Here is a 14,642-nt window from a genome sequence, read left to right on the forward strand (position 1 = left end):
CGCTCACGCGGTCGCCAGTCCGAACCCGAAGGGGTACAGCGGGTCGTAGGCGGTGTCGCCGACGTTCATCGGCTCCTGGTCGTTCGCGCGCGGCCACGTGACGGGCAGGCGACCCCCGTACGGCGCCGCGCCGAACAGCGGATCGGCCACGCCCGCGCCTTCACTACCCGGCAGCCACGCGGCCACGAGCGCGTCGACCTCCGCGAGATGCGACGTGAGCTCGATCGGGCGGCCGGAGACGACGATGACCACGCAGTCGACTGCGGCGCAGACAGTGTCGATCGCGGCGGCGTCCGCATCGGACACCCGCATGTCGTGCACGCCCACGCCCTCGTCGCCGATGCCCTCGGCGTACGGGTCCTCGGCGACCACGACGACGCCGACATCGGCGTCCCCGATCGGCTCGGAAGCGTTCTCGCTGAACGTGATCGCCGCGTCGGGCGCGACCGCCGCCATGCCCTCGAGGATCGTGGTGCCCTCCGTGACCGCCTCGACCGAGCCCTGCCAGGAGGCGGTCCAGCCGCCGAGCTGGCGGCCGAGCGAGTCGGCGCCCGAACCGGCCACGTAGACCGACGCGTCGCCGGCGAGCGGCAGGAGGTCGTTCTCGTTGCGCAGCAGCGTCTGCGACGCGGCCGCGGCCTGGCGGGCGACCTCGCGGTGCGCGTCCGAGCCGATGTCGCCCGCACCGGAGGCGTCCGCGAACGGCTGCTCGAACAGGCCGAGTTCGAACTTCTGCGTGAGGATGCGGGCGACCGCGTCGTCGATCCGCTCCTCGCTCACCCCGCCGTTGTCCACTTCGGCCACGAGTGTGTCGATGAAGCGGCGGTACTCGAACGGCACCATCACCATGTCGACCCCGGCGTTGATCGAGAGGCGCACGGCTTCGGCGTAGTCGTCGCTGACCTGGTCCACCGCCTGCCAGTCGGAGACGACGAAACCGTCGAACCCGAGCTCGCCCTTGAGGACCTCGTTGACGAGGTACGAGTCGGCGTGGGCCTTCACCGGGCCCTCGCCCAGGTCGGTGGAGGAGAACGAGGCCATCACCGAGCCGACTCCCGCGTCCACCGCTGCCTGGAAGGGCGCCAAGTGGATCGAGCGGAGCTCCTCCTCGGTGAGGGTGGTGACGCCCTGGTCGAGGCGGTACGTGGAGCCCGGCGGGAGCAGGTCGTTCGGGGTGGTCGAGGTGCCGTACGCGGTGCCGCCGTCGCCCACGAAGTGCTTCGCGGTGGCCAGGACGCTCGTGTTCGCGGCCAGGTCCTCGCCCTGGTAGCCCTGCACGACCGGCCCGGCGTACTCGGCGGCCAGGCCCGGGTCCTCGCCGTAGGACTCGTACGTGCGGCCCCAGCGGTTGTCGCGGGCCACGCACACGCACGGCGCGAACGTCCAGTGCACACCGGTCGCGCGGGTCTCGGCGGCGGTGATCGCCGCCGCCTGAGCGGCGAGGTCCGGGTCGTGCGCGGCGCCGAGGCCGATGTTGTGCGGGAAGACCACCGCGCCGGGGAGGGCGCCGTTGCCGTGCACCGCGTCGATGCCGTAGACGAGCGGGATTTCGAGGCGCGACTCCATTGCCTCCCTTTGGAAGCCGTCGATCATCGCGGCCCAGCCCTCGGGGGTGTCGTGGAGGGCTTCCGCGCCGCCGTTGAGCAGCGAGCCGATGCCCAGCAGGCCGATGTCGGCCGGGATCCGCTCGATCGCGGGCACGGCGACCTGCGTCATCTGCCCGACCTTCTCCTCGATCGTCATGCGGCCGAGCAGATCCGCCACGCGGTCGGCGACCTCGGCGTCGGCGTCGCGATAGGACGCCCCGCGCCCGCCGCCGGCCGGCACGACCACCAGCACGGTGATCACGGCGGCCGCCAATGCGGCGATGAGGGCGGTCCAGAGGACGGCCGGACGGCGCAGGACGGCGGGCAGGTGTGCGCCCATGGGGCTCCTTGAGGGATGAGCGATCGACTACGGCCCCAACCTGACTCGACTGTAGTGGAAGAGCGCTCCCATGTCCAGTGGCCCGGGAGGCGCACGGGGTAGTACGTGACATGGCACGTGGCACCGACGGGAGTCGGCGACCGCCGCTCGATCGCGGCCGGGAGTAGTACATGACATGGCACATGTCATGTACCGCAGGACGGACCGAAAAGGTTTCGCCGGCGTATTGCGGGGTGGACCGCCCCCTGTTATGTTGGGTCTCCAAACTAACCCTCCGGCGGCCCGCTCCCACGGGCCGAAAACCCTCACTTCCCTCTGTCCCCTAGGAGCACTCGTGCGACGACGCACATTCACCGCTTCCCTCGGCGCCGCCGCGGTGGCGGCCACCGCCGTTCCCGGCGCGGCCGCGGCCGCGACCTCCCGCCGCTGCGACGACGCCTACACCTGGCGCAACGCCGTGGTCAACGGCGGCGGCTACGTCCCCGGCATCGTCTTCAACGAGACCGAGCCCGACCTCATCTACGCCCGCACCGACATCGGCGGCCTCTACCGCTGGCAGGAGGGCACCCAGTCCTGGCTGCCGCTGCTCGACTGGATCGGCTGGGACCAGTGGGGCTGGACAGGCGTGGTCTCGGTCGCCACCGACCCCGTCGAGACCAACCGCGTGTACGCGGCGGTCGGGACCTACACGAACGACTGGGACCCCAGCCCGGGCGCGGTCCTCTACTCCGACGACAAGGGTGCCACATGGGGCGTCGCCGAGCTGCCGTTCAAGCAGGGCGGCAACATGCCCGGCCGCGGCATGGGCGAACGCCTCGCCGTCGACCCGGCCGACAACGCGAACCTGTACCTCGGCACCCCGAACGGCAACGGGCTGTGGAAGTCCGCCGACTTCGGCCGCACCTGGGCGAAGGTCGAGTCGTTCCCGAACGCGGGGAACTTCGTCCAGGACCCCGGCAGCGACTACTCCGACGACAACCAGGGCGTCGTCTGGATCGACTTCGACCTCGCGGGCGGGCGGACCTTCGTCGGCGTCGCCGACCCCGACGACCCGCTCTACGTCTCCTCGGACGGCGGTGCGACCTGGCAGGCCGTGCCCGGCGCGGCCGCCGCCCTCGGCACGGCCGACGGCAACCGCACCATTCCCAAGCAGGCCGCGTTCGACCACGAGAACGGCCACCTGTTCATCGTCACCGGCTGGGATCCCGGCCCATACAACGGCGCGCCCGCCTCGGGCCGCGGCGGCTCGGTCCAGCGCCTGACGCTCGCCACCGGCGAGTGGACCGACGTCACCCCGGGCCACAACCCGATCGGCGCGATCCCCGGGTTCGGCGGCCTCACCGTCGACCGCAAGCGCCCCGGCACGCTCATGGCCGCCACGCAGAACAACTGGTGGCCAGACGAGATCATCTACCGCTCCACCGACTCCGGGCAGACGTGGGAGACCAGCTGGGACTACGTGTGGGACGCGAACTGGTCGTGGCCGCCCGCGCGCACCGACCGGTTCACCATGGACGCCTCCGGGAGCGAGTGGCTGTCGTTCGGGCACACCGACGACGGCCCCGCCTACGCCGTCAAGCACGGCTGGATGATCGACGCGCTCGCGATCGACCCGCACGACTCGGACCGGATCATGTGGGGCACCGGCGCGACGATCTGGGGCACCGAGCGGCTGACCGAATGGGACGGCCAGGGCCCGCTCGTCGGTTGGGACGCCGAGGCCGGGCATCAGGTCACGCTGCCGGTCGAGCCGTTCACGGTCGCGGTGCGGGCCGAAGGGCTCGAGGAGACGGCGGTCCAGGACATCGCCGCGCTCGGCGGGACGCTCGTCTCGGCGATGGGCGACCTCGGCGGGTTCGTGCAGACCGACCTCGGCCGGGCCGGGACGCAGATCCGCCGTCCGAACTGGACGTCGGGCCGCGGCGTCGACTTCGCCGGGCTACACCCGGATGTCGTCGTGGGCACCGGCGACGTCGAGGGCGACGCCGACGGGCACGTGGGCGTCTCGACCGACGGCGGCGCCACGTGGCTGACCACCGCGCGCCTCGAAGGGGTCGCGGGCGGCGGCAACGCCGGGAGCGTCGCGGTGAACGCCGACGGCTCGGTCGTCGTCTGGTCCCCCGGCAACGGCACCACCGCGCCCGTGTACTCCACCGACCTCGGCCAGACCTGGACCCCGGTCGAGGGCCTCCCGGCCGGGGCGCTCGTGCGCTCCGACCGCTCTGACCCGAACCGCTTGTACGCCTTGGCGTCCGGCGTGTTCTACGCGAGCGTCGACGGCGGCACGACCTTCGCCGCGACCCCCGCGACCGGGCTGCCGGCCGAGGGGAACGTCGACTTCCGGGCCGTGCCCGGGAAGCGGCGCCACCTGTGGCTCACCGGCGGCAAGACCGATGGGGTGTACGGGATGTGGCGGTCCACGGACGGCGGCAGGTCGTGGCGGCGCATCCGTGACTTCGAGGAGGCCGACGCGGTCGGCTTCGGCAAGGGCCGCGGGCGGCGCGGGTACCCGGCGATCTTCACGTCCGCGAAGGCCGGCGGCAAGCGCGGCATCTGGCGCTCGACCGACGAAGGCCTGAGCTGGCAGCGCGTGAACGACGATGCGCACCAGTGGGCCTGGACCGGGAAGGCGATCTCGGGCGACCCGGAAGTGTACGGCCGGGTCTACATCGCCACCAACGGCCGCGGTCTCGTCTACGGGGACATCGCGGAGTAACGACTGTCCATTCAGCACCCCGTTGGACGCTCTCTGGGGAGCGATCGCGCCGGTCGCGGGACCACCGTTCGGTCCCACGGCCGGCGCATTTCTTTCATCGCGGCGTGCGACGCCTGGGGCGCGGCAACGCTTCCACACAGTAAACGGTCCGCTGGCATGAACTGTCGGTAATGCCCAATACGAACGCCTGAATGGCAGCGGTAAGGTAATCGCATGAATAGCCCTGTATAGGAAGGACTACTTCCGGTGCCCGACGCGCCTTCCACTCGTCTGGTCTACGACACCCTCTTGATCACCTCCCTCGACGACGTGTACAAGCCGGCCACGAGCACCCGCGTGACCGGACTGGGCATCGGTGCGGCGCTCCTCGCGGAGCTGGTGCTCTCGCAGCACCTGACGGTGTGGGCGAACAAGGGCGTCGACCTCCTGTGCTTCGACGAGCGGTTCCGGCCGCCCTCGGACTCCCTGGCGCTGTGGCTGGTCGAGCACGTCCGCGCGGAGCGCACCAGCCTGAGCGTGCGCGACTGGCTCGAGTTCCTCTCGGCCGCGGACGTGTACACGAAGACCGCCGAGCACATGGTCATGCTCGGCATCATGGTCCGCCGCGAATACCGGTCGCGGTGGCGCCAGCGCGTGGAGGTCGGCTACGAGCCGGCGGACGCGCTCATCGCGAACGCCGTGTTCTCGCGGCTGCGCCGCCATCTGTCCACTTCGGAGCCCTCTATTTCCGTGGAGGACGCGTTCCTGCTGGCGCTCACCGAAGCCGTTGGGCTCGCCAAGCCGCTCTACCACCAGTTCCCTTCCGGCGCACGCGTGTACGCCGGACAGCGGCGGCAGGCGCTGCCGGCCCCGCTGCGCGCCGTCCTGGCGCACTTGGCGGCGACGGTGGCGGACATCGCCATCACCGGCGGCCGCTGACACCCGTTCCCCGACGCCCGCAACTCCCCGTCAACCGAAGAAGGAGTCCCCATGCCCGCTCCCTCCTCACGCCCCAGTGCGGTGCAAGCCGTCCTGGCGCGCGACAAGCTCGGCACCCTGAGCCTGCTGCACTTCTCCCTGACCGCCGCGACGCCGTTGACGGTGATCGCGGGCGGCGTCGTCGTCATGTTCGCCCTGGCCGGGCAGATCGGCATCCCGCTGGGGTACCTCATCATCGCCGCCTGCCTGTGGCTCTTCAGCGTCGGCTACACGACGATGTCGCGGCACATCACGAACGCGGGCGCGTTCTACGCGTTCATCGCCCGCGGCATCGGCCGCATCCCCGGGGTCGCGGCCGCATGGGTCGCGGCGACCGCCTACTGCGCCATGCAGATCAGCCTCTTCGGCCTGCTCGGACTCACCGCGGAGGGCGTCATGGCCCGGATGGGCCTGGACGCGCCGTGGTGGGCCTGCGCGCTCGTCGCGTGGCTCCTCATCGGTCTCCTGGGCACGCGCGCGGTCGACATCAACGCGAAGGTGCTGGCGATCCTCCTGCTCGTCGAGATCGCCGTGATCCTGCTGTTCAGCGCCTCGAACTTCGCCAACGCCGCCGACGGCGTCCCGCTCGCGGCGATGTCGCCGTCCACGCTCGGCGGCGAAGCGGCCGGGGCCATGCTGGCACTGGCGGTCACCGGCTTCATCGGGTTCGAATCGCCCACCGTCTACGGCGAGGAGGCGAAGGACCGGCGCCGCACGGTCGCGCGGGCCACCCTCGCCACCGTCGGCATCCTCGCGTTCATCTACATCGCCTCGTCGTGGTCGATCATCGCCGCCGTCGGCGCGGACAACGTCGTGGAAGCCGCCATCGCGGACCCCTCGCTCATGTTCACCCTCGCCGGCGACCAGCTCGGCGCCCCGTGGGCGGTCATCGGCGAGGTGATGCTGCTGACCTCGGTCACCGCCGCCGCCTTGAGCTTCCACAACACCACCGCGCGCTACCTGTTCGCGCTCGGCCGCGAGCGCGTCGCGCCCGCGTGGCTGGGCCGCACCTCGCCGCGCACCTCCTCTCCGGCTGCCGCCTCGCTCACCCAGACCGTCGTCAGCGGCGTGGTCATCATCGCCTGGGCGGCCCTGGGCCTCGACCCGCTCGTGCATCTGTTCTTCTACATGAGCACGTCGGCGGGGATCGGCCTGCTCGCCCTGATCGCGACGTGCGCGGTCGCGGTCGTCGTGTACTTCGCGCGCGACCGGCGCGGTGAGTCCCTGTGGGCCACCAGGATCGCGCCGGTGCTCGCGGTCGTCGCGCTGCTGTGGGTGCTGTACCTCTCGGTGCTGCACTTCCACACACTGCTGGGTGTCGAGAAGGGGTCGACGCTGCCGGCGCTCGTCCCGATCCTGTTCGCGGGGTTGGCGGTCCTCGGCGCGGCCTGGGGCGCGTACCTCAAGTGGGGGCGGCCGGACGTGTACGCCGGGATCGGGCACGGCGCGAAGGCCGCGCTCGTGACCGAGGCGTCCGAACCGGTGGGAGTGGCCGGTGGCCGCTAGCGCCGCACCCGTGGCGGGGATGATCGGCGAGGCCTTCGTGGACGTGCCGACTGCAGTCTGGCTCGTCGAGGACCCGGTCGAACGCGTTGCGGCCGTGGGAGGCCAGTTCGCGATCGTGGTCGAGCACGCCCTGGCCCACGGCGGCGTGCTCACCACCGGGCCGGGCGATGCGCCCGAGGGTGCGCTCGTCTGGTTCGACCGGACGAAGGACGAGCCGCCGATCCCCAACTACGACGCGCGCCTGCGCGCGGCCTGCGGGCGGCACTACGAGGCGTTCGCCGAGCTCGACCGGATCCTGGCAGAGCAGCACCCGGCCGAGCCGCACCTGTACGTAGCGCTCGTGGGCGTGCGCGCCGACGCGCGCGGCCGCGGCATCGCGGCGGACCTGTTCCGCGACATCCACAAGGGACTCGATGAGTCCGGTACGGCCGCATACCTGGAGGCGGTGTCGCCGCGCACCGCGGCCCTGTACGCGTCCTTGGGCTACCGGCCGCACGGCGAGCCGTTCCCGATCGGCGCGGGCGGCCCGCCGCTCTACCCGATGTGGCGTCCCGCGGGAGGATAGGCCTCATCCCGCGCTGCGCTTCGGCCCTCCCGATACCTCGCCGGTATCGGGAGGGCCATTCTCGTGTCGTGTGGGGCCATCTTCGTGCGGCGGAAGCGGACTCGGACACCGCCGCTCAGTGATCTAGAGTCGGCGGCGGAGGTGTGCGATGACCGACTGGTGGTGGCTGGACCTGCTGCTGGCGATCGCAGGTGGATTGGCGCTGCTGTGGATCGCGCTGATCATCGCCCTGGCGGTCGCCGGACCGCGCGGACCGCTCCTGCGCGAGGCGCTGCGCCTGCTGCCGGACCTGCTCCGGCTGCTGCGGCGCCTCGCCGCCGACGGCGGCCTGCCGCGGGGCGTCCGCGTCCGACTCGTCCTGCTCTTCGCTTACCTCGCATTGCCTTTCGATCTGGTCCCCGACTTCATCCCCGTCCTCGGCTACGCCGACGACGCGGTCATCGTGGCCCTCGTCCTCCGCTCGGTCGTCCGCCGCGCCGGGATCGAGGCCGTCCGCGCGCACTGGCCCGGCACCGAGGACGGCTTCGACGTGCTGTGCCGCCTCGCCGGACTCTCCCTGCCGCGCAACGAGAGCTGAGGTCAGCGCCAGTCCTCCGGCGGAACGGCGCAGGCCACCGGCTCGGCCCGGCCGAACCGGTGCAGCCGCGCCCGGACCGCGCCGCACACGCACCGGGTCCACACGATCTCCCCTTCCGAGGTGCGGTGGCGCGAGACGACCGCTTCACTGCCCTCGTCGGTCCAGCCGCACGCCCAGCACGTCACGGCCCCTGCGCGGGCGCGGTCACCCATGACCGCCTCCTCCGGCCGCGGCGAGGCTTCCCGCCTGCGTGACCGGGCAGTCCGCGCCTTCACGAATGCACGCTGCGGCGGCACAGCAGCTCGCCGAGAGCATCGTCCGGCACGCGCCCGGCACGCTCGGTGCGGTCGTAGACCGCGTGCAGGACCTTCTCCAAGAGTGTTTCCAGCGCAACGCGTTCCGAGGGGTCCAGGGACTCGACGATCGGTCGCAGGACCTCCTTGCGGCCCTCGAGGATGCGCGCCGCTTCCTGTTCGCCCTCGGCCGTGAGGTGCACCGCGACCGCACGGCCCGTGCCGGCGCGACGCTCCACGAGGCCGCGCTGCACCAGGCCGTCCACCATGCGAGCGGCCGCAGGCTGACTCAGGCCGATGTACCGGCCGAGCGTCGTCACAGCGAGGCCCGGGAACTCGTCCACGGTCAGCTGCGCCACGCACTGTCGCCCAGGTCAGCGGCCTTCCGGTGCGCTTCGGCGACCAGATCGGCCACGTTCAGCGCGGTCGCGCCCGGCAGGTTCGCCAATCGATCATGCATGACTCATGCAAACCCGCCGGTGTGTCGGGCAAACCGCAAAGCACTGGCGGATCCGGGACCTGCGTGAGAGGGTGTCGCGGTGCCCCACTCCTCCCCCGCCCAGGTCCGCCGATGACCTACCTGACCCTCGTGCGCCGCGTCCAGAACCCGGGCCTGCCGCTCGGCCTGCGGTATGCCGCGCTGCGCTCGGCCGTCGAGTACCGCCGGCGCATCGGGTACCACGCGACCTGGGAGTTCATCACCGGCACCGACTCGCGCAAGGCGCAGCCGCTCGACGGGCCGGCCCTCCTCGAAGCCGTGGCGCGCATGGAGACGTCGCGAAACACCTGGCTCGCCGAGCTGAACGCCTACGCCGAGCGCCGGACCGCGCTCAAACGCGACGGCGTCCCGGCCGACCGCGAAGAGAGCCTTTACCGTCGGGGCCGCCGCTGGCCCGGCCCGGACTCGCGCGCCGCCACCGTCATCGCCGTCGCCCACCAGTGGACGCCGGACTGGCGATTCGACGGTCCTGCCGAGCTCTGGGAGCCTTACGCGCCGCTCAAACACGAACTCGCAGGATTCGTGGACGCCTTTCTCGGCGTGGGTCTCCACGCCGCGCAGCGGCGGCGGCTCCCGGCCCTCGCCGCGCGCATCGACGACGTCCGCCGCGAACACATGCGCCACTTCAACCTGTGGATGCCGACCGCGCGGCTCGGCAAGACCGCCGAGCTCATCCGCTTCGAGACGCTGCCGCTCGTGCGGCGAGGCTGGAGCGGGGACGCCGAGGCGATCACCGCGATCTTCTGGGCCGCCCGATCAAGGATGAGCTACCTGCCCGCGCTCCATACGTTCGAGCAGACCCGCTGGTGGGTCGCGAACATCATGGCCCCGCAATCAGAGCTGTGGGTCGCCGAGATGCGCGGCGTCCCGGTCGGATTCGCTGCACTGCAAGGCGACTGGCTCAACCACCTCTACCTCGACCCGGCGCACCAAGGCCAGGGCATCGGGGAGGCGCTGCTCGCGAAAGCGAAATACCGCCGCCGCGAGCTGCGGCTGCACGTGTTCGAGCAGAACACCGGCGCCCGCGCCTTCTATGCGCGGCATGGATTCACCGTCGTCGGCGGCGGCAGCGACAACGAGGAGGGCCTCCCTGACCTTGAGATGCGCTGGCGGCGCTAGCGCTGCTTCGCCAAGTCCGCGGCCGTCGCGAGGGCGCCCGCGGCGGCGTCGCGTTCGGCGTCGGTGAGTGCGGTGTCGTCGACCTGTTCGAGGAGCGCGGCGGCCTTCGCGTCGTCCCCTTCGCGCAAAGCGAGTTCGGCTCGGTAGACGAGCGCGTCGAGCAGTTCGGGCTTCGGGGCGTCGCCGCTGTGGCGGGCGAGGGTCGAGTCGAGGAGCTTCACCGCTTGCGCGGTGTCGCCTTTGGCCTCGCCGAGGATGACCGCTTTGACGAGGGTGCGGCCCAGTTTGCTCTGCGGCGCTTCGGCTTTCTCGGCGTCGTCTTCCTGCGGGAAGAACCGGATGACATTGCCGCTCGGGTCGGTCAGGGAGAACCCGGCCCGGTTGCCGGTGTTGCCGCGTTTGCGCGGCCGGGTCACGCGCGGGATCCCCGAGACGAGGACTTTGACGTGGACCGTGCGCATTCCCGCCGCGAACTGGTCCCACAGCGTCCCCGTGTCGGGCACGAACACCAGGCAGGTGCCGTAGTTGGTCTCGGGGTCGAGGGCGTCGACGCCGAAGAAGTGCAGCTGCCAGTCGTCGCGGGCCATGACGATGTACGGGTTCGGCCGGGTCTGGTGGTGGGTGCGGCGGAAGCCGAGCATCCCGTAGAACTCGCTGGCCTCGTCGATGGACCTGCATGGCAGCAGCGGAATGGTGACAGTGCCGGAAACAACGGTGCCGCTCATCGGCTTCCTTCCGGTTCGAGCGCGTCGGTGAGTGCGCGCAGGGCCGCTGTGGCGGCCGCGATTTGGGACGGGGCAAGGGAGGCCGCGAGGGCGTCGGCCCAGACGGCATGGGCGCGTTCGACTTCGGCCAGCGCGCGGCGTCCCGCCGGGGTCGGGTCGAGGAGCTTCGCGCGGCGGTGGCGCGGGTTGTCCGCGTAGGCGGTGAGGCCGTCGGTGACGAGCGCGTCCGCGGTCTGCTGGACGCTCTGGCGGCGCAGGCCCATCGTGCGGGCGATGTCGGCGACCGTCGCCGGGGCGTGGTCGATGACGCCGAGGACCTGCCAGCGGGCGCTGGTGAGTCCGGCGGGCCGGGCGAGGGCGTCGCCGGCGGCGAGGAGGGCGCCGTTGGCGCGGAAGACCTCGATGGCGAGTTCGGACACGGCGAGGCCTCGGGGGCTGAGCTTCATGCCCCCGAGGTTAGACAATTTGACAGGTACCTGTCAACTAGGTGAGTGCGGCGGCCATCCGGTCGACGGCCTCGGTGATGATCTCGGGCGAGGTCGCGTAGTTGAGGCGCACGTGGCCCGCGCCGCCCGTGCCGAAGCGGTGGCCGGCGTTGAGGGCGACGCGGCCGCGTTCGAGGAAGACCGCGGCGGGGTCGTCGCCGAGGCCTAGGGCGCGGCAGTCGAGCCAGGCCAGGTAGGTGCCCGGTTGCGGGCGGTAGACCACTTGCGGCAGTCGGGCTTCGATCGCGGCGGCGAGGTGGCGGCGGTGCTCTTCGAGTCCGGCGAGGAGGGCGTCGAGCCAGGCGCCGCCTTCGCGGTAGGCGGCGGTCTGGGCGATGGCGCCGATGTGGCTGGTGCTGCCGCTGAGCTCGCCTGGCATGCGGGCGAGTTCGACGGCGGAGGCCGGTCCGGCGACGGCGAGGGCGGCGCGCAGGCCGGGCAGGTTCCAGGCTTTGGCGGCGGAGGTGAGTGCGAAGCCGTTCTCGCCGCCGGGGACGGTGAGATAGGGCGTGAATGCGGTGCCGGGGGCGCAGAGCGGGGAGTGGGCCTCGTCGACGATGACGCGGACGCCGTAGGAGTCCGCGACGCGGGCGACCCGGGCGAGTTCGGCCGCGGTGTGGACGGTGCCGGTCGGGTTGTGGGGGCTGCAGAGGAGGTAGGCGGCGCGCCTGCCGCGGCCGAGGGCGACTTCGAAGGCCTCGGCGAGGGCGGCGAAGTCGATGCGGTGGTCGGGGCCGAGCGGCGCTTCGATCACCTTGCGGCCGTTGAAGGCGCAGAAGTCGTAGAACGGCGTGTATACGGGGCTGTTGACGATGACCGCGTCGCCGCGGGCGGTGATGAGGTCGAGCATCGCGACGACCCCGAGCATGACGTCGGGGACGGGGCGGACGCGGGCGGGGGTGAGGTCGCTCCAGTCCCAGCGTGCGGCGGCGAACTCGGCGAAGGACTCGGCGTAGGCGGTGCCGTGGGGGTAGCCGGTGTCGCCGGCGGCCATGGCGTCGGCGACTGCCTTGGTGATGGGTTCGGCCAAGGGGACGTCCATCTCGGCGACCCAGAGGGGCAGGACGTCGGCGGGGTGCTCGCGCCATTTGCTGCTGGTGCGCTGGCGGAGCTGGTCGAGGTGGAGTTGCCGGAGCGGGTTGCCGGGCAGGTCATTCGAGGCATTTGTGACGTCGCTCATAGCAGAACGGTAGCGAAGTTTCTCCGCTGTGTCACCTAGCGGCGGTTGCACTCTCGCGCGTGAGGGGTGTCACGGTACCGAATCGGGCCCGATCCTTGTAGTTCGCGATACGAACTATTATGGTTCGTTGTACGAACTAGTTTTCCGGAAAGGGAACGACATGACGCAGCAGGGGAAGACCGTGGCGATCATCGGTGGCGGGTACGGCGGCGCCGCCCTCGCCAAGGCGCTCGACGAGCACACCGACGTGGTCCTGATCGAACCCAAGGACGCCTTCGTCCACGCCGCCGGATCGCTCCGGGCCGTCACGCAGCCGGACGAGTTCGCGGCGCGGATCTTCTACCCTTACGAAGGATTCATCAAGCGCGGCAAGCAGATCCGCGAATACGCCGCCGGTGTCGACGAGCGGGGCGTCACCCTCGCCTCGGGCACCCGGGTCGACGCCGACTACATCGTGGTGGCCACCGGCTCGGGATACCCGTACCCGGCCAAGACCCGCACCGACTCCACCGACGAGGCACTGGCGCACTTCAAGGCGACGCACGCCGAACTGGCCGGGGCCGGTCGCGTGCTCATCGCCGGGGCCGGGCCGGTCGGCCTGGAACTGGCCGGCGAGATCAAGGCCGTGTGGCCCGAGAAACAGATCACCATTGTGGACCCGTCGGACGAGCTGATGCCGGGCTACGAGGCCGAACTGCGCACCGAGCTCCACGCGCAGCTCGAGAAGCTCGGCATCGAGGTGCGCCTCGGCACGAGCCTCGACGACGAGCCGGCCGTCGAGCCCGGCCGCGCCGGGGCCGTCTCGGTCACCGCCGAAGGCGAGCGCATCGAGGCCGACATCTGGTTCCAGGCCTTCGGGGCCAGCACCAACTCCGGGTACCTCGAGAACGGCATCGCGCCGCTGAACCGCCGCGGCCAGCTGCCCGTCACTCCCAAGCTCAATGTGGAGGGACACGCGCACGTGTACGCGATCGGCGACGTCACCGACGTGAACGAGGAGAAGCGCGCCGCGTCCGCCGGTCGGCACGCGGAAGTGGTGGCCGCCAACATCATCGCGCAGATCAACGGCGAGGCGCCGAAGCAGGAGTACGAGCCCTCGCCCGTGCGGGTCGCGATCGTGCCGCTCGGCCCCGGGCTCGGCGTCGGCCAGATCCCGACCGAGAACGGCCCCGCGGTGTTGCCGCTCGAATCGGTCATCGAATGGAAGGGCCGCGACCTCATGACCGGCTACTTCGATGCCGCGTTCCGGCTCGAACCGGCCGCGTAGCGAGACTCCCCCGTCCGCCTGATCGTCACAGGACGGGGAAGGCCCCCGCCTCGACCCGAGGCGGGGGCTTCGTCATGCCTGGGAAACGCGCTGGGCGCCTTCAGCCCTCGGCGCAGGTCTGGTTCGCGGAAGGGCAGCCGGAGTCGGTGAAGACGACCGGCACGTGGTTGTCCACGACCACCCGGCTGAGCAGGCCGGCCAGGACCTCCTGCTCGGCGGCGCTGAGGCCGAGCGGGAGCTCCGCCACCCGCTTGACGGTCTCGTCGTGGAACTGCTCGGCGAGCTGCGCGCCCTTCTCAGTGAGGGCCACCCGGAACGCCCGCCCGTCGGCGGGGTCGGCCTCGCGGCGCACCAGGCCGTTTTTCTCGGAGCGGTCGACGAGCCCGGAGATGCTCGACTTCGCAAGGTTCAGGGTCTTGGCCAGCTCGAACATGCCGAACGGCCGGGCGATGAGGACGCACAGCAGCTGCGCCTGTGCCATGGTGAGGTCGAACTCGCGCACCGAGTCGGCGTACACGGCGTCGACCAGGAACGCGGTCCGCACCAAGGCGGTCCCCATGCTCATCGGCTCGCCCGCGTGCTCCTCCATAGACCAAGCTTACCCGCAGGCCACGCCCGGTGCCCGGTGTCATCGGCCACCTCGCTCACCCGGACAATGCCCGCACCGGCGGCGCCGGACCCGTGCTGACAGGCAGTTTCTTTGTTGTTACAGGTGACCGAAAGATTGACATATGTGGCTCGCCCTGGAATCATTGCCGGAGCGTTTCGACCCCGCAATACGGGATCTTCCCGGCAAATTCCATTCAACGCGCCAAGCATGGGAGGCC

At 71.2% G+C, this 14,642-nt stretch carries 14 protein-coding genes; 7 read left to right on the forward strand and 7 right to left on the reverse strand.

From position 1 onward, the window contains the following. Positions 1 to 3: 3 nt before the first annotated feature. Positions 4 to 1,926 (reverse strand): glycoside hydrolase family 3 protein, encoded by a 1,923-nt coding sequence (locus J5V16_RS19150; protein WP_208498575.1) that lies wholly within the window; start codon positions 1,924 to 1,926, stop codon positions 4 to 6. A 334-nt stretch (positions 1,927 to 2,260) separates the two neighbouring features. On the opposite strand from J5V16_RS19150, the gene J5V16_RS19155 reads away from it, so the two are divergent. From J5V16_RS19155 to J5V16_RS19175, 5 genes are all read left to right on the forward strand, one after another. Continuing rightward, positions 2,261 to 4,642 carry a sialidase family protein gene (locus J5V16_RS19155; protein WP_208498576.1) on the forward strand — a complete coding sequence of 794 codons (2,382 nt, stop codon included), beginning with the start codon at positions 2,261 to 2,263 and terminating at the stop codon, positions 4,640 to 4,642. A 246-nt stretch (positions 4,643 to 4,888) separates the two neighbouring features. Then, positions 4,889 to 5,560, forward strand: a complete 672-nt coding sequence (locus tag J5V16_RS19160; RefSeq protein WP_208498577.1) for a GPP34 family phosphoprotein — start codon at positions 4,889 to 4,891, stop codon at positions 5,558 to 5,560. Between the two features lie 51 nt (positions 5,561 to 5,611). Next, entirely contained in the window at positions 5,612 to 7,105 is a 1,494-nt protein-coding gene (locus tag J5V16_RS19165; protein WP_208498578.1) for an APC family permease, read from the forward strand. Further along, positions 7,095 to 7,670 carry a GNAT family N-acetyltransferase gene (locus tag J5V16_RS19170; RefSeq protein WP_208498579.1) on the forward strand — a complete coding sequence of 192 codons (576 nt, stop codon included), beginning with the start codon at positions 7,095 to 7,097 and terminating at the stop codon, positions 7,668 to 7,670. Before J5V16_RS19165 ends, J5V16_RS19170 begins: the two co-directional genes overlap by 11 nt. Before the next feature lie 148 nt (positions 7,671 to 7,818). Then, positions 7,819 to 8,247 carry a YkvA family protein gene (locus tag J5V16_RS19175; RefSeq protein WP_208498580.1) on the forward strand — a complete coding sequence of 143 codons (429 nt, stop codon included), beginning with the start codon at positions 7,819 to 7,821 and terminating at the stop codon, positions 8,245 to 8,247. Between the two features lie 2 nt (positions 8,248 to 8,249). Here J5V16_RS19175 and J5V16_RS19180 read toward each other — a convergent pair whose 3' ends face one another. Continuing rightward, positions 8,250 to 8,459, reverse strand: coding sequence for a hypothetical protein (locus tag J5V16_RS19180; protein ID WP_208498581.1), 210 nt, complete (start codon positions 8,457 to 8,459; stop codon positions 8,250 to 8,252). A gap of 59 nt (positions 8,460 to 8,518) precedes the next feature. Further along, entirely contained in the window at positions 8,519 to 8,899 is a 381-nt protein-coding gene (locus J5V16_RS19185) for a MarR family winged helix-turn-helix transcriptional regulator (RefSeq protein ID WP_208498582.1), read from the reverse strand. Between the two features lie 212 nt (positions 8,900 to 9,111). Here J5V16_RS19185 and J5V16_RS24660 point away from each other — a divergent pair, with 212 nt between their 5' ends. After that, positions 9,112 to 10,158, forward strand: coding sequence for a GNAT family N-acetyltransferase (locus J5V16_RS24660; RefSeq protein ID WP_243901468.1), 1,047 nt, complete (start codon positions 9,112 to 9,114; stop codon positions 10,156 to 10,158). Here the strand turns inward: J5V16_RS24660 and J5V16_RS19195 are convergent. The 3 genes from J5V16_RS19195 to J5V16_RS19205 are packed head-to-tail and all read right to left on the reverse strand — an operon-like array spanning position 10,155 to position 12,548. Beyond that, on the reverse strand, positions 10,155 to 10,883 hold the full coding sequence (locus J5V16_RS19195) for a VOC family protein (protein ID WP_208498583.1): 729 nt from the start codon (positions 10,881 to 10,883) through the stop codon (positions 10,155 to 10,157). The two genes, J5V16_RS24660 and J5V16_RS19195, sit on opposite strands and share 4 nt — an antisense overlap. Continuing rightward, complete coding sequence (locus J5V16_RS19200) at positions 10,880 to 11,329, reverse strand: MarR family winged helix-turn-helix transcriptional regulator (RefSeq protein ID WP_208498584.1); 450 nt, start codon at positions 11,327 to 11,329, stop codon at positions 10,880 to 10,882. Before J5V16_RS19200 ends, J5V16_RS19195 begins: the two co-directional genes overlap by 4 nt. Positions 11,330 to 11,366: 37 nt before the next feature. Then, complete coding sequence (locus J5V16_RS19205; protein ID WP_208498585.1) at positions 11,367 to 12,548, reverse strand: MalY/PatB family protein; 1,182 nt, start codon at positions 12,546 to 12,548, stop codon at positions 11,367 to 11,369. A 160-nt stretch (positions 12,549 to 12,708) separates the two neighbouring features. Here J5V16_RS19205 and J5V16_RS19210 point away from each other — a divergent pair, with 160 nt between their 5' ends. After that, on the forward strand, positions 12,709 to 13,815 hold the full coding sequence (locus J5V16_RS19210) for an NAD(P)/FAD-dependent oxidoreductase (RefSeq protein ID WP_208498586.1): 1,107 nt from the start codon (positions 12,709 to 12,711) through the stop codon (positions 13,813 to 13,815). Between the two features lie 100 nt (positions 13,816 to 13,915). Here J5V16_RS19210 and J5V16_RS19215 read toward each other — a convergent pair whose 3' ends face one another. After that, complete coding sequence (locus J5V16_RS19215; RefSeq protein WP_208498587.1) at positions 13,916 to 14,404, reverse strand: MarR family winged helix-turn-helix transcriptional regulator; 489 nt, start codon at positions 14,402 to 14,404, stop codon at positions 13,916 to 13,918. Positions 14,405 to 14,642: the final 238 nt, after the last annotated feature.

Source organism: Glycomyces niveus (assembly GCF_017592475.1).
Classification (GTDB): Bacteria; Actinomycetota; Actinomycetes; order Mycobacteriales; family Micromonosporaceae; genus Glycomyces; species Glycomyces niveus.

Excerpts from the sequence above, each read along its gene's own strand:
- J5V16_RS19205 (WP_208498585.1), bottom strand. The coding sequence starts at position 12,548 with ATGAGCGACGTCACAAATGCCTCGAATGACCTGCCCGGCAACCCGCTC.
- J5V16_RS24660 (WP_243901468.1), top strand. The coding sequence starts at position 9,112 with ATGACCTACCTGACCCTCGTGCGCCGCGTCCAGAACCCGGGCCTGCCG.
- J5V16_RS19210 (WP_208498586.1), top strand. The coding sequence starts at position 12,709 with ATGACGCAGCAGGGGAAGACCGTGGCGATCATCGGTGGCGGGTACGGC.
- J5V16_RS19200 (WP_208498584.1), bottom strand. The coding sequence starts at position 11,329 with ATGAAGCTCAGCCCCCGAGGCCTCGCCGTGTCCGAACTCGCCATCGAG.
- J5V16_RS19180 (WP_208498581.1), bottom strand. The coding sequence starts at position 8,459 with ATGGGTGACCGCGCCCGCGCAGGGGCCGTGACGTGCTGGGCGTGCGGC.
- J5V16_RS19150 (WP_208498575.1), bottom strand. The coding sequence starts at position 1,926 with ATGGGCGCACACCTGCCCGCCGTCCTGCGCCGTCCGGCCGTCCTCTGG.
- J5V16_RS19195 (WP_208498583.1), bottom strand. The coding sequence starts at position 10,883 with ATGAGCGGCACCGTTGTTTCCGGCACTGTCACCATTCCGCTGCTGCCA.
- J5V16_RS19165 (WP_208498578.1), top strand. The coding sequence starts at position 5,612 with ATGCCCGCTCCCTCCTCACGCCCCAGTGCGGTGCAAGCCGTCCTGGCG.
- J5V16_RS19175 (WP_208498580.1), top strand. The coding sequence starts at position 7,819 with ATGACCGACTGGTGGTGGCTGGACCTGCTGCTGGCGATCGCAGGTGGA.
- J5V16_RS19215 (WP_208498587.1), bottom strand. The coding sequence starts at position 14,404 with ATGGAGGAGCACGCGGGCGAGCCGATGAGCATGGGGACCGCCTTGGTG.